The following is a 13,821-nucleotide window of genomic DNA, read 5'->3' on the forward strand; positions in this document are numbered from 1 at the left end:
TTCACTTCCCCATTTCCAAATAAGAATTAGAGCAACCCTATCTAGATAACGAATCTGCCCTTTTTTCTATTTTACAAGTTTTCCCTGTTTATCACCGAGATGCATATCACAAATTTGGCTGTGTTTACGTTTTTTTACGTACGATGTGAACAGTAGCACTTTACGTTATACTAAGTTTAGAAGCTAACATTTCACCTAACGGAACTCATAAATAAACATCATTGAATCCAAAGCATAAACAACTTCTACGTCCTTATAAGCGAGAAATCCAAGACATAAAGTATGGTGTGGAACCTATAGTTTATTATATTTCAAAAACAAGGAGACAGGACATGCGTACACATGCGCTGCACCTAACATACCTATGAACGATACCGACCTTCTATCTACCAAACAGTGTGCTTATTGCCACAACCTGAAGCCGCTCACTGAATTTCGCAGACGTACAGGCAAACGTTCCAAGGGGCAGTCACGCCGTGGTGCCTGCCGTGAATGTCGCAAACAACGGGAAACACTAAATATAAAACTCACAGCAAACCCCTTATTGGTGAAGCTTGATACGATCCAAACCCATCAGCACACTCTATTGGAGCGTCCCAAAGAGGGAAAACCGTCTTCCGCTGCTGCTTCTTCAGGACAATCTAATCCGAACCGACGCGTACGAGGTTTGGAACAGCGAAGAAAACGGCCGCATTCTCAAGGCACAAAGCTAAATCCCGAAGATCCAACCCAATTGATTCCTTCTACCAAAGGGATGATTCTAATGCGCGGTCATAGCGACAAGGGACGGCGCTGGCATCAGGAGATTGATCTAGTGCTTGCAATTACCCTGGTCAGGGAACATGCCGCTATCGTTGTAAACCGTCGAACTATTCGACGATTGTATAGTAATAAGGATTTTCGCGCTTATATACTAGCCAGAGACAATTACACCTGCTACTTCTGCGGCGCTTATGGGGACACCATTGATCATTTACTACCTCGTGCTAAAGGTGGTCATACAACCCCAGATAATTGCGTCTGTGCTTGCACGTTATGTAATCAGACTAAAGCTGATAAATCTGTTGAGGATTTTATGGGCCGAATATAACAACTTAAATCAAAAAGCCCTAATCTCGGAGGTTGTTCTGTTTCCGTGAACAGAACAGCCTCCGAGGTTAGGGTCGCTTTTTAATGTGGAGAAGTGTAGTTTATTTAGTTGCCTGTAATATTCTTAACTCGTCCTACCTGTCCGCTAGTCAATCTGACCTTAATGCCATGCGGATGCCGAGGCGAGTTCGTGAGAATATCTTTCACCGTACCGTGTGTTAGCTTGCCTGTAGGCTGATCCTGCTTAAGTACAATATCTACTTCAAGCCCAGGACGAATATCCGCTCTTACTTGTCCGTTCATGATGTAATCCCCTTTCATGGGTTATAATGTTGTCAACTACAATAGATAAGGATGAGACGTTATGGCCTTCGGCATCAATAGAGAAGAATTATCCCGGTGGAAAAAAGCGGTCTCCGCAGGAGAGATCGCCTTCTTGACTCATTATTGGCTGGATCCACGCTTTCCCGGCATCACTACCGTCACCAAGGTGGGCTGTAGTGATCTTACCACACTGAAACACTGGTGCGAGGAGAATGGATTGCCTGCCCAATATATTCATAATCGTTCATCGTTTCCCCACTTTGACCTCATTGGACCTAGGCAGGCAGAAATCCTTCGACAAGAAGGTCAATGGGATCAGCTGGAACGTTTCAAACTGCTCTAAATACAAATTGTGATTTGAGACGTATTAATTACTTCTTTTTGCGTAAATCCTGCATGATTTTACGGCCGGTAGGTGTCTGTGCTAAACCGCCCCCTGCAGTCTCACGGTGTTTCTCTGGCATAGCTGAGCCTACCTCGAGCATGACCTTGATAACTTCATCAGAAGGAATCACACTACGAACACCAGCCAGTGCCATATCTGCGGCGGCAAGTGCAGTAACTGCACCGAATCCGTTTCTAACAATACAAGGAATCTCAACAAGTCCGCCGACCGGATCACAAATCAGGCCTAAAGTGTTCTTAAGTGCTAACCCGACAGCATGCACTGCTTGTGCAGGCGTTCCGCCGCGTAGCTCGGTTAACGCGCCTGCTGCCATCCCAATGGCAGAACCTACCTCAGCTTGACAGCCGCCTTCCGCACCCGATACAAAGGAGTTATTGGCGATGACATAACCGATGGCCCCGGCTGCGAACAATCCGGATACCATGTAGTCATCATCCCAGCCAAACCGTTCCTGACAGCTGAGAAATACACCCGGAATAATCCCGCATGAACCAGCAGTAGGCGTCGCAATGATCCGGCCCATAGAAGCATTCACTTCGGATACAGCCAGCGCGTAAGCCATAGCTTGACCTGCAGGTCCACCTAGGCATGGCTCATCAGCCGCGTTGTATGCTCCTACACGCTGGGCATCCATGCCTGTAAGGCCGCTGCGCGAAGTTGTATCTTCATGCATCCCGCGATGAACAGCCTCTTTCATCACGCCATAATATTCACGCATCGTGGAAAATTCATGATCACTGGAACGTCCAGATTCCGCACTTTGCTCTTCGAGCATAAGTGCTCCAATCGTGAGACCACGTTCCTCACACAATACAGCCAGCTCGCTAAGTGTTTGAAAATTCATGTTAAACTTTCCTTCCCCTTCTCATCTTGCTTACCTTCGTTTAAATTAACCAACTTCACGGATTTCACAGCAGTGAGCGCTTTAAGCGCTTCAATAAGCTCCGGTGTAGCCGCTTCATCCAGCTCCAGCACCGTTAAGGCTGCACCACTACGATTCTTACGATCCAGAGACATATGCCCTATATTAAACTGTCCGTTACGCATCACTTCCGTAACACTCGCCAGAACACCTAAATAATCCATATGATTAATCAGAACCGTCGGATAGATCCCCGTAAGCTTCACTCCAAAACCGTCGATATCAACAATCTCGATGTTTCCGCCACCAATAGATGTCCCTGTTAGTGTCAGTTCACTTCCTGTTTCTTGTCCGATGAGATGCAGCTTAACGGTGTTTGGATGTGGGAACAGACCTGTTCCTTGCTTAAAAGAAACTTCCATCCCGGCTTCGACCGCCAGTTCTAGGGAATCTGGAAGCCGATGATCGTCGGTAGTGAAATCAAGTAACCCTCCAACAATCGCTCGATCTGTGCCATGTCCCTGATAAGTTGCTGCAAAAGAACCAAAAAACGTTACTTCAGCCACACGCGGTACTTCACCCAACACCTGCCTTGCAGCCCTCCCGATCCGTGCCGCCCCAGCGGTATGTGAGCTTGAAGGACCGACCATCGCCGGACCAATAATTGAAAATACATCCTTAAAACGCATAAAAGACCTCCTGCCTGCAAGAATAGGCAATTATCGTACTCCTATATAGTATACTGCACTAGCAGTCGGAGTTCACCGTGACATTTGCTGTGATATCCAAATGCCTGACTTTGCGTATTCAAAGGCTAGTATTTCTATTTCATGTCCTGAGTATCACAAGATATCCTGGGAGCACAGCATAATTCCACCTCTATACTGCCAGCCCATCCCTTCCCAGAACCCTCTTCCATGTTCATTGGTTTCAATAACCATCAGGTGGCACTTGGCAATACCGGCTGCGCGGAGATTCTCAAGACAAGATCATACTTGTTCCCTCGCTTGAACAGAATGACATAAAGCATGAAGAGCGCTCCGAGGAAGCTTTTCCAGCTCCAGCAGCGCTTCGTAAGGATCGCCCTCTAATCCCATAGCTTTCGCAAAGGCAGGCTCTGTCTTCCATCCGCTTGATTTCAAAAGAATGATCCGTTCGCGAAAATCATCATCCATCTGAGCTAAAATTTCAGCTTCAACGATCATATGCAAATAACCATTCTGGAGCTCCGTTCGCCTCGGCTGTCCAAACAGTTCGATAGGCCAGCCCTTTACCATAAAGTTAATTTTCGTTCGAGGAATGCCTTGAACCACTCGTGATTCGCTAACAAACCCCTCCATGGCTCCAAAATATCGAACAACTAGCGCCTTAAACTTCACAGGATCATAAACCTCACAAATGATATCCAAATCGCTGCCTTCCACTTGAATTCCAAGCGGTATTGTCCCAACCAACAAAGGGTTATAGTCCTTTAGCAAATTCATAATATTGAGCTCTAAAAGAAGGTTATAGACCTCTTTCTGAACCGCGGTTCCATGAATCAAATCATCGATATTTCGCCAATCATTCATTTTGGACAAGCGCCTCCTCCGACTCGGGTTTATAAACGCATATGTATGTATTGATGACAGCGCACGCTTTTCTGGGCGGATGCATAGAAATATACGGAAGGTAGAACGCAAGGAGGTTATTTCAAAAAAATGAATCCCATCTACCCCTATTATGGGGAGCGGACAGTATGTAAAGAGCAGCCTATTGCTTTTCCTCCACAGCATCAAGATCGTCAGCCGGGCCTGGAGAGTCTGATGAATCCTCGTCCCATCAGTGAAAACCCGGAAATTATCGGCAGTGGAAAACTGAAGGGAAAGGTTGCACTCATCACCGGAGGCGACAGCGGAATTGGTAAAGCCGCAGCCATTGCTTTTGCAAAAGAAGGTGCAGACATTGCTATAGCTTATTTATACGAAGCCTCAGATGCGGAAGTCACTCAAAAGCGGATCGAAGAATTAGGGCAACGCTATCTAAGGATTGAAGTTGATTTACGCCATAAGGAGAATTGCTTCAGGGCTGTGGAGCATACGATTCGCACCTTCGGCAAGCTGGACATTCTGGTCAATAATCACGGTGTCCAATATCCACAAAAAAGTATTTTGAATATCACAGAAGAGCAATTGTACCAGACGTTCCAGACGAATATCTTTCCATTCTTTTACCTCACTCAGGCCGCACTTCCACATCTTAAAAAAGGTGCATCCATCATTAATACCGCTTCCATTACTGCCTATCAAGGAAATAAAGAGCTCATAGATTATTCCTCCACCAAAGGGGCGGTGGTCTCTTTTACCCGCTCTTTAGCCTTATCTCTCGTAGACGCTGGCGTCCGTGTCAACAGTGTAGCCCCCGGTCCGGTATGGACCCCACTGATTCCCTCAAGCTACTCTGCAGAGGAAGTTAGTATCTTTGGTACAGATACACCCTTTAAACGTGCTGCACAGCCTTATGAGCTAGCAGGAGCATATCTCTTTTTAGCGGGCCCTGATTCTTCATATGTTACCGGGACATGTATACATGTCAACGGTGGAGATATGGTCACCAGCTGATACACAACTCACCACGAGAGGAATGTATACCTATGAATAAGATGCCCGATTATGATATTCCTTCTGTCCGTTTAACAAGCGGCATGTATGCCTTAACAAAATTAGCCTGCGCTGGGCTAACGTACGTCCTTATCTCCTTACTTATGCTTGGGTTTCCACAACATAACGGCATACCAGAGGGTTGGCCACTTTCGATCCCCTATGCGATTTACGCTTATGGACTGCCAGCCGCACTAGTAGCCGATGTTCTGCTGCGCCTCCTGCGTACCACATCCCACATCGTTTCCCTTGTTGTATACGTAGCCGCAGGTTTCGGTGCAGGTCTATGGCTGGCAGCAGAACAAGGTGCAGAGCTACTGCTGTGGGGCCTGGCTGGAATTTTGGGACTGTTGCTGCTACGAGTGACGCAACTGGGTGTAGAGCGTTCCCCTCTGTTACTGCCTGTGTTTGCACTATTTCTACCGCTGCTCTGCTTGCTGCTGTTATAAGCTGCACTCAGAGTGCTTCTATGATATCACCGGCAATAATAGCCGCTGGATTATTCCGCTGACGGGCGGCTCTCTCCCCTGCTAATCCGTGTAGATATACACCAAAAGCTGCTGCCTGCGCCTCATTCAGTCCCTGAGCCAGCAGGCTGGAAATGATGCCCGTTAGCACATCACCGGCTCCACCAGTACCCATGCCGGGATGGCCTGTGGTGTTTACATAAGCTTGCCCTTCAGGCGTTGCTATAACCGTATGTGCTCCTTTTAATACAAGCGTAACCCCATGCTCTTTCGCATATCCCATAGCCAGACTGATGCGGTCCCGTTGCACCTCAGCTGTTGTTATACTAGCAAGACGGGCCATCTCACCTGGATGAGGCGTCAGAATCACCGGATGGCGTCTACTTGCCCAGCTCTTGTAATCAGCGTCAGCTAATATATTTAAAGCATCCGCATCGATCACCAGAGGACAATCCGTCCCTTCCCAGAGATTGCGAAGCCATTCTGTATCAGCCTCGAATCGACCAAGACCGGGACCAATGGCAAGAACATCTCGCTCTTTACTTAGCCTCAGTAGCTCTGAAACGCTCCCTGCTTGCCAGGTTCCATCTTCATTGCCCCCAACATCGGCTAACATGAGTTCAGGGGCAGAACCGATGATACAGGGCAGCAGCTTCTGAGGAAGCGCCCATGTCACTAATCCGCAGCCTGCCCGGAGCGCAGCACGGGCAGAGAGCAGTCCGGCGCCGCTCATTCTTAAGGTGCCGGCAGCAAGAAGGACATGCCCATAAGTACCCTTATGGCCTTCAGGCGAACGCCGGCGGGCCAGATCTACGCCCAGATGGGCATGCAGCACTTCCGGTGTCAGCAGGTGAACCTGCACACCGCTTTCAGGGGCCAAAGAAGACGGAATGCCGATGGCCCGGACCTTCACATACCCCGCTGCGCCTGCACCGGGGTATTGCAGGAGGCCTCGCTTGAGAAACGCGAGGCAAACCGTCACCGACGCATGAATGCAAGGCTCATGCGTCTCACCGGTGTCCGCGTTCAGACCACTCGGGATGTCCGCGGACACGATCACTTTGCCGCTGCTATTCGCTGCGGCAATCAGCTCCGCATAGGCGCCACGCGGGGCTCCCGCGGCGCCAGTGCCGAGCAGCGCATCCAAGATGCCGCTGCACTCGGCAAGGTCCAGCCGATCCCTGCCGTATACCACGGCAGGAAGGCCCATGGCTGCAGCCGCATCGCGCTGCAGGGCGGCCTCGCCGGAGAGCGACTCCGGCGGCACCGCATAAACGAGCGTGACGGCGATGCCGGTCTCGCGAAGATACCGTGCGGCGGCGAGGCCATCGCCGCCGTTGTTGCCTTTGCCGACGAGGATGAACCATCGCTCGGCGGCGGCATTGTCCAGGGTCAGCGCATGATCTGCGCTGACCTGAAATGCATCCTTCCCGGCGTCTTCCCATCCAGCTGCATTTCTGCAGCCCTCTCCACTTCTCCGCCGGCACAGCGCAATGATCTCCTCTGCGATCACTCTTCCCGCATTCTCCATCAGCGCAATAGCTGGAATCCCCAGCCGCTGGATCGTTTCTCCGTCCAGCCGCCGCATTTGCTCAGCAGTTACCAGATACATGGTTCGGCCCCTTTCCGCTACACTTCAATCCACAACTAGCTTGATATCAATAAGCTACAGTAAATCTCGTCCGGCTAAAATTCCCTTCCTCCAGCTCGTCCACCATAGCTACAGCAAAATCCTCTACACTGATAATACTTTCGCCGTTCTCATCAAAAACGAGACGGTCGAGTCCAATGCGGAATTGGCCTGTACGTCGACCTGAATGAACTATCGCAGCAGGACTGGCATACGTATAATCCAGTTCTGTGTTTTTGTAAATTTCATAAGCTTCCGCATGAGCCTCTGCCAATGGTCTAATCTCAGCTGGGAAGTCTGCCGTATTCATCAACAGCTCTCCAGTTTCAGTCTTCAAACTACCTGCACCACCCACAACTAGCAGTCGATTGAGCCCAGCTTCTTGCATCCCCTCAACAATCGCCTTAGCCGCTGTTAGCAAATCCTTCTCTTGGCCGAGTGCTGGACCGTATGCACTGATTACCTCTTCATGTCCACGGACCGCAGCTGCAACTGAAGCAGGATCTAGAACATCTACAGTCGTGATATGCAAACGTTCATGTTCAAGAGTTACTGATTCTGGATTCCGTACCGCAGCTGTTACCTCATGTTTTCTTTTTAAAGCCTCCTGTACAATCGCCTTTCCAATCGTTCCTGATGCACCCAATACTACAACATCCATCTGTTTTTTCCTCACTTTTTCCGGGTAAGGCCAGCGTGCGGCCTTCCTGCTTATTTATATTTTTCAATACTCGTCTCAATAGCCTTTTCCTTACAACCTTTAATCATTATTTATCCCCTGCGGTCCATTTGAAATCAAATCGCATACGTTAACTTCCAAACGAAAAACCCCTTCACCAATACAAGGGGCACTCCCTACTAAGCGCATATACTCGCATTAACGACGCAAAAACATTCCCTGAGAACGGGGCATGACCGATTCAAAGCCATATTGTGCATATAATTTAAAGGCTTCCCCATCCGCAATTAGACTGACATAAGCCTTGTCCGGTATAGTATGAAGGAACTCCCTGATTTCTTGCATGATCAATTTTCCTAAACCGCGACCCTGATAAGAAGGCTTCACTGCGATATCCGTAACCTGAAAAAAGCATCCCCCATCGCCAATCACCCTGCCCATCCCGACCAAGGTATCCTTCTCATACAAGGTTACCGCAAAAATAGAACGAGGCAGCCCTATCGCAGCCCCTTCCGCGCTCATTAGACTCAGTCCAGCCTCTTTTCTAAGCGCTAAATACTGTTCCACTGAAGGACATTCATGACGTATATCCAGCTTTCCTGTTGTCCCCATACCGTTCTCCTCCTAGCATCTTACAATAAAATAGAATTAGCGCCGTTCAGCATTGCTGTTCCAACTATATACGACTCAATGGTGCACAGGCAAGACTCGCCTCCGTCGAATATACAAAAGCCGCCTGGCACATAGGCTAGGCGGCTTTTTTTATCAACGATTTTCATTATTATGAAGTATTATCTTCTTATTAAATAGGCGATTACTCCCAATAATCTGGTTAACTGATCTGGTATATCGTTTTACTACCACAAGAACAAGTCGTTCCCCTTTAGCTTAAAAATAGCTTCCATAAAATAATAATCGCCATAAATGATTGAAACATGAATGTCTTTATGATGATACGCTGCTGAACCGCCCATTAAAAGATGATCGGAATCGGTCGTCCATTCGCAGCGAGTAGCGTCCACTGTTTTCACGAGCTTCAGCGCGGCGTTCAGGTAGACCTCCTTTTCGTGCTCGCCAACAACTTGGGCGATCTCGATCAGTCCGCAAGCTGCGATCACCGCTGCCGTGGAGTCTTCGTAAGCGGGCTCCTTCGGTTGCCGGAAATCGATTGGAATAACCCCGTTATCCGGAATATTAGCCATAAAATAATGCGCCACCCGTTTGGCCGCCTGCAAATACTCCGGCTTTCCCGTATGCGTATAACTGATCATAAAGCCGTATAAAGCCCAGGTCTGCCCACGTGTCCAGGACGAGCCATCCTCGTAGCCTTGGCCGCCGTAAGTTCGGACCACGCCTCCATGGAACGGATCGAACTCCACGATATGATTCACGGAACCGTCCGGCCTGATAAAAGCTTCTAGAGCAGTGTCCGCATGCCTCATTGCGATTTGCGCATATCGCGGATCTTTAGTCTCTTCGCTCGCCCAATAGAGAAGCGGGAGATTCATCATGCAGTCCACGATCGCCCACCCTCTTGTATCTTCGCTGGCCGTATCATCGTTCCAAGCGCGGATAAATCCGCCTGCCAGATTAAATCGTCCAGCAAGTAAGTTGGCGGCATGCATTGCCCTCTTACGAGATTCCAGATTTCCGGTCACTTTATAATTGGCCAAGCTCGTAGGCAACCACATAAATCCGACATCATGATGGAGACCGTAGAATTGATGGAAGCAGGCATCCAATGCATCCTCCGTGAAATTGGCGATTTCCTTGTACTTATCAGCGCCGGTTTCATGGTGCATGAGCCACATCATACCGCCCCAAAATCCATTCGTCCACCAGTTGATATCTTTTTCGATCTGATTGTCGTGCGTGCCATTTCTTGTCGTGTATGGAATTTTGTTTCTTGATCGTTCACATACGGCGTCCATTTTGTCCGTTAGTTTAGAAATGACATTATCTACCCAAATTTGATCATCAGCCTTAAGGTTCAACAATCTGCTCACTCCTATTTTTAACTTTCTAAGGGTCCACCCTTTTCAAGCCCGTTTGCTTATGTGCATATCTCTTTCGTTTATCGAAACCAAGTACTGATCTCCAAGCTCGAAGCTAAATACACCTTCCTCTTCTTCAATAATCTGAACGGCAGGCTGTTGCCCCCCTTGAAAAGGAATAAGCACGGTCAAGAAAGTCATAGTACCGCTGTACCTATCCTGAAAGCGGACCCTTGTCGAAGGCCTTGAGAGATCGGTCTCATCGGATAATCTTCCCTCCAAGAGATTCAATTCTCCCGTATGGCTTGTCGCTATCGCCAGATTCGCAATATCACTTGTCGCGATCACACCGTTCTTGTTCTCCTCCACCTCGACAAAATCTAGATGAAAATAGCGCTGAACGCTATGGTCATTCAGGCCTTCTACCCGATCGGCAATAAGCACGAATCGATTATCCACTAGCGAAATATGCCGGTAATGAACAACCGGATCGTAGTTGGTATGACAAGCACTGGCGAGCCGGTAGAAGCCTCTATCTTCTACATTGTAGATTCCACCGGGCTTTTGCGGCCCGAATTTAAACGGAGAAATATACTCGAAATGATCTCGCTCATTGATCAGCAGTGTGGAGTGATAATTTGAGCTCTTAAACTGTTTGCGGTCTTCATCATCCCGATAACAAAAAAATCCGGGATCGCAAATCATGTCTTTTCCAAGCGCCGTAAAATCAAAGCTCATCAAATCGATATGGGCATGGGCATTCTGTATTGGGCTTTTACATGTAAATAAAAAGCTAAGAGCCTTCGAATCCCATCCGCTGCGGATAATCGCTTGATCTAGCGTACGATTCCAGAATGTCGTGGGCTTATCCAATACAAACTCTCTATCCTGCAAGGAATACAGCTCCTCCACAAATTGGCGGACATCGAGCGCTCTCCATACATGCTTACTAGCTTCCCTTACAACTTCGTGTACATCAATCAAATTCGCTGCAAGCCCTAGCCAGGAGCTATCATTCAAGGCATAATACCCATAAACGCCAGACATTACCGCAAGCGGATTTGCAAAAGAGTCTCCGACAGGTACACATTTCCCGGTTGGTCTTAACGAGTAGATCGAGTAATCCAAATTCTTTCTGAACCGTTCCATGTACTCCGCAGAGAACTCAAAATCGAAACGTTTAGCCAGAACGACAGCCAGCCCGAACCAGAACATGCAGCCATTATGATACGATGGACAGCCTTCAATTTGACCGCCATCCTCTGTCAGTTGCGCCATGCTGCACTTTTCGATGCCCTCGATCGCAAAAGCCTTCCATTCCTCAGCTTCTTTCAGCTCGGGAAAGTAAAGGGCAGTCGTCAGAAGGCCCAAACATTCCATTAAATAATGGTTATGATCCGCTTTAGGCCACAGCTGAGGCGACACGTTACGCAAAGCTTTTACTTGCTTGTAAATGACTGTTAAATACTTCTCCAAAATCTCTTCCGTGAACAACTCCGAAGGGCCTAGATGCTCCAGAACAAGCGGCCAAATTTTGTAGCCCCGGATACCAATCTCCAAGACCCTCAGTGGATGGCATTCCGTAAAATAGTCAATCGGCTTATCGAGCAAATCCTCGGGAATAGAGACCGTCTCAATCCAGTCCAGCATTTCGTCGATGACCTTGAGCCCGTACTTCGCGTCCTTGGTGAGCGAGTAGGCTTCCAGCAAATCCTGCCAATGATTCATGCGATTCAGCTGCCATAAATATTCATTGTCATTATGTCTGCGTTCCAGCCAGCTGGGCGGATTCCCGACAAACTCCCTAACTCCCCCTGTACCAGGAAGCATGATCATTCCTTGATAAGCGAATTCAGCATTCGCGATCGTCTCGCGCACATGATCAGGCATATGGGCTGCGATATAGGCGGCCTTCTCATCCATCGGCTCAAGCCGCGATCGCAAGTTAGCTAATAGATCCGTCGTAGTCATCTGCTCTTTCAGCAATGATTGCAGATTCATTTATCCATCTCCGTTATGTTATTTTCGATTATGAATGCTCCCTCCGAAATCATCTAGACTCCGGAAGGAGCGATGCCAACTATTTCATGTAACGGTCGTATGCAACTTGCTCTAACGCAAGTAAATCCTTGATGCCTAAGTCTTCCAATTCCTTGATATACTTACTGAATGTCTCATCGTTGACCGGTTCCACACCTAGCACCCATCTCTGCAGCTTTTCCTCAACATAAGTCAGTACGCCAGCATTTAACTCTTCAAATTTGCTCCGTTCCTCATCCGTATACGAAATCGGCGGATAAGCCTCCATAATATAGCCATTGTCAATGTATTCCTTGATGCCCTTCAATGCAGTCGCGTTTGTCCATTGTTCTTCGTAAGCATAGTCTTGATGGAAGGCGAGCTCAATTTGTCCTCCCTCTTCCTGAAGCTGTTGAATCACTGTTTTTTCTTTATTATCCAATATGGATTCTTTAAACTTCGGCTTGCCGTCCACAAGATCGTAGTGTTTTCCTTCGATGCCAAAGTTCATCAGCCTCCGGCCCTCCTCGGAGAACCAGAAATCCATATATTTGATCGCTTCGACGGGATGCTTAGTTGCCGCCGAGATTCCCCACCCGCTCGCATGCGTCTGCTTACGGGAGCTCTCTTCGACGACTTTGCCCTCGGTATTCGCTGGAGGCGTCATCGGACCAAAGGAGAAGCCAGGAATCTTAGTCGCAAGAATGTCATTGAAGTTAGCCGTGCTGGCGAACCAGTCGTGCGTTATGCCACCTATATTGTCTCCGAGCAAAATGTCACGCGCTTTCGCTCCGCGGGTGAAGATTTCTTTATCGATTAGGCCTTCCTTGTACCACTTCGCAATATTCTCGATTGCCGTCTTATAGCCCGGCTCATACATGCCGTACTTGACGACACCGTTGTCCGCGTAAAATCCGCGTTTAGCTGCATCGGCCCCGCCCCGCACGCCCCACTGGATCAACAAATCGTAAATCCCATCCAGCTTCGTTCGGCTAAAGTATGGAATTTCATCGTTTACTCCGTTACCGTTCGGATCTTTTTCTTTGAATGCTTTTAATAGTGCATGCAGCTCATCTACCGTTTTCGGCTGCTCAAGTCCCAACTTATCCAGCCAATCCTGGCGTACAAACCAGCCCTTGGCAGCCGGTCCATCTGGAGTAAAGTTTAGAAAATACGTCTTGCCGTTATAAGCCTTCATAAATTTGGCTGCATCTGGATGTTCGGACAAGAACTTTTTAATGTTCGGTGCATGTTCTTCGATCAATCCATCTAGCTCGAGAAAGGCCCCTTCAATCCCAAGGCTGTCGTACTGCTCTTTAATTTGATGATGAACCAGATCCGGAATTTTCCCTGAAGCCATCATTGTATTGAACAGTTCTTTACTATTCGTCGAGGCCTTAGATGCGGTTCCCTTCAGCTTAATATTGGTCATAGCTTCCGCTTCTTTAAAAATAGGCCAGTTATCATCGTATATAAACGTATCTGTGTAGTGCATATGGATCGTCAGTTCAAGCGGGTCTTTGACGATCAGGTGCCCAGACAACTGGGTTGTATCTGACTCTTTTGAATCATTCGCCGCACTTCCGCTCTTTTGCGGAGCGTTATTATTACTACAGCCTGCCAGCAGCATACCGACTGTCATTATGATTATTGCAGATGATTTCATCCATTTTTTGTTCCCCACATTCATGACCTCCCAATATTGGTTTCTT

General features: G+C 48.1%; 14 protein-coding genes. 4 read left to right on the plus strand and 10 right to left on the minus strand.

What is annotated here, in order from left to right; genetic code table 11:
* Nucleotides 1-364 precede the first annotated feature (364 nt).
* Nucleotides 365-1,090 (plus strand): HNH endonuclease, encoded by a 726-nt coding sequence (locus PAENI_RS17885; protein WP_149646200.1) that lies wholly within the window; start codon nucleotides 365-367, stop codon nucleotides 1,088-1,090.
* Nucleotides 1,091-1,194: 104 nt separating this feature from the next.
* Here PAENI_RS17885 and PAENI_RS17890 read toward each other — a convergent pair whose 3' ends face one another.
* On the minus strand, nucleotides 1,195-1,392 hold the full coding sequence (locus PAENI_RS17890) for a YwbE family protein (RefSeq protein WP_042184438.1): 198 nt from the start codon (nucleotides 1,390-1,392) through the stop codon (nucleotides 1,195-1,197).
* A gap of 61 nt (nucleotides 1,393-1,453) precedes the next feature.
* Between PAENI_RS17890 and PAENI_RS17895 the strand changes: the two genes are divergently transcribed.
* Complete coding sequence (locus PAENI_RS17895) at nucleotides 1,454-1,756, plus strand: hypothetical protein (RefSeq protein ID WP_042184436.1); 303 nt, start codon at nucleotides 1,454-1,456, stop codon at nucleotides 1,754-1,756.
* A 28-nt stretch (nucleotides 1,757-1,784) separates the two neighbouring features.
* Here PAENI_RS17895 and sdaAA read toward each other — a convergent pair whose 3' ends face one another.
* From sdaAA to PAENI_RS17910, 3 genes are all read right to left on the minus strand, one after another.
* On the minus strand, nucleotides 1,785-2,663 hold the full coding sequence (sdaAA, locus tag PAENI_RS17900; RefSeq protein WP_042184434.1) for an L-serine ammonia-lyase, iron-sulfur-dependent, subunit alpha: 879 nt from the start codon (nucleotides 2,661-2,663) through the stop codon (nucleotides 1,785-1,787).
* On the minus strand, nucleotides 2,660-3,370 hold the full coding sequence (gene sdaAB / locus PAENI_RS17905) for an L-serine ammonia-lyase, iron-sulfur-dependent subunit beta (RefSeq protein WP_076285196.1): 711 nt from the start codon (nucleotides 3,368-3,370) through the stop codon (nucleotides 2,660-2,662). The genes sdaAA and sdaAB overlap by 4 nt, the downstream gene beginning before the upstream one ends.
* Nucleotides 3,371-3,670: 300 nt before the next feature.
* Nucleotides 3,671-4,252, minus strand: coding sequence for a DUF4269 domain-containing protein (locus tag PAENI_RS17910; RefSeq protein ID WP_149646201.1), 582 nt, complete (start codon nucleotides 4,250-4,252; stop codon nucleotides 3,671-3,673).
* A 129-nt stretch (nucleotides 4,253-4,381) separates the two neighbouring features.
* Here PAENI_RS17910 and PAENI_RS17915 point away from each other — a divergent pair, with 129 nt between their 5' ends.
* Nucleotides 4,382-5,281, plus strand: a complete 900-nt coding sequence (locus PAENI_RS17915; protein ID WP_149646202.1) for an SDR family oxidoreductase — start codon at nucleotides 4,382-4,384, stop codon at nucleotides 5,279-5,281.
* A gap of 32 nt (nucleotides 5,282-5,313) precedes the next feature.
* Entirely contained in the window at nucleotides 5,314-5,769 is a 456-nt protein-coding gene (locus PAENI_RS17920) for a hypothetical protein (RefSeq protein WP_076300113.1), read from the plus strand.
* A 7-nt stretch (nucleotides 5,770-5,776) separates the two neighbouring features.
* Here PAENI_RS17920 and PAENI_RS17925 read toward each other — a convergent pair whose 3' ends face one another.
* From PAENI_RS17925 to PAENI_RS17950, 6 genes are all read right to left on the minus strand, one after another.
* Nucleotides 5,777-7,399: an NAD(P)H-hydrate dehydratase gene (locus PAENI_RS17925; RefSeq protein ID WP_149646203.1), complete on the minus strand. Its 1,623-nt coding sequence runs from the start codon at nucleotides 7,397-7,399 to the stop codon at nucleotides 5,777-5,779.
* Nucleotides 7,400-7,445: 46 nt separating this feature from the next.
* Complete coding sequence (locus PAENI_RS17930; protein WP_149646204.1) at nucleotides 7,446-8,078, minus strand: NAD(P)-dependent oxidoreductase; 633 nt, start codon at nucleotides 8,076-8,078, stop codon at nucleotides 7,446-7,448.
* Between the two features lie 216 nt (nucleotides 8,079-8,294).
* Entirely contained in the window at nucleotides 8,295-8,708 is a 414-nt protein-coding gene (locus PAENI_RS17935) for a GNAT family N-acetyltransferase (RefSeq protein ID WP_149646205.1), read from the minus strand.
* A gap of 245 nt (nucleotides 8,709-8,953) precedes the next feature.
* A complete protein-coding gene (locus PAENI_RS17940) occupies nucleotides 8,954-10,093 on the minus strand; it encodes a glycoside hydrolase family 88 protein (RefSeq protein ID WP_410477475.1) in 1,140 nt (379 codons plus the stop codon).
* Nucleotides 10,094-10,135: 42 nt separating this feature from the next.
* Nucleotides 10,136-12,091: an alginate lyase family protein gene (locus PAENI_RS17945; RefSeq protein WP_149646206.1), complete on the minus strand. Its 1,956-nt coding sequence runs from the start codon at nucleotides 12,089-12,091 to the stop codon at nucleotides 10,136-10,138.
* A gap of 79 nt (nucleotides 12,092-12,170) precedes the next feature.
* Complete coding sequence (locus PAENI_RS17950; protein ID WP_188114608.1) at nucleotides 12,171-13,793, minus strand: extracellular solute-binding protein; 1,623 nt, start codon at nucleotides 13,791-13,793, stop codon at nucleotides 12,171-12,173.
* Nucleotides 13,794-13,821 lie beyond the last annotated feature (28 nt).

This window comes from Paenibacillus sp. B2(2019), from assembly GCF_008370385.1.
Lineage (GTDB): Bacteria > Bacillota > Bacilli > Paenibacillales > Paenibacillaceae > Paenibacillus_AQ.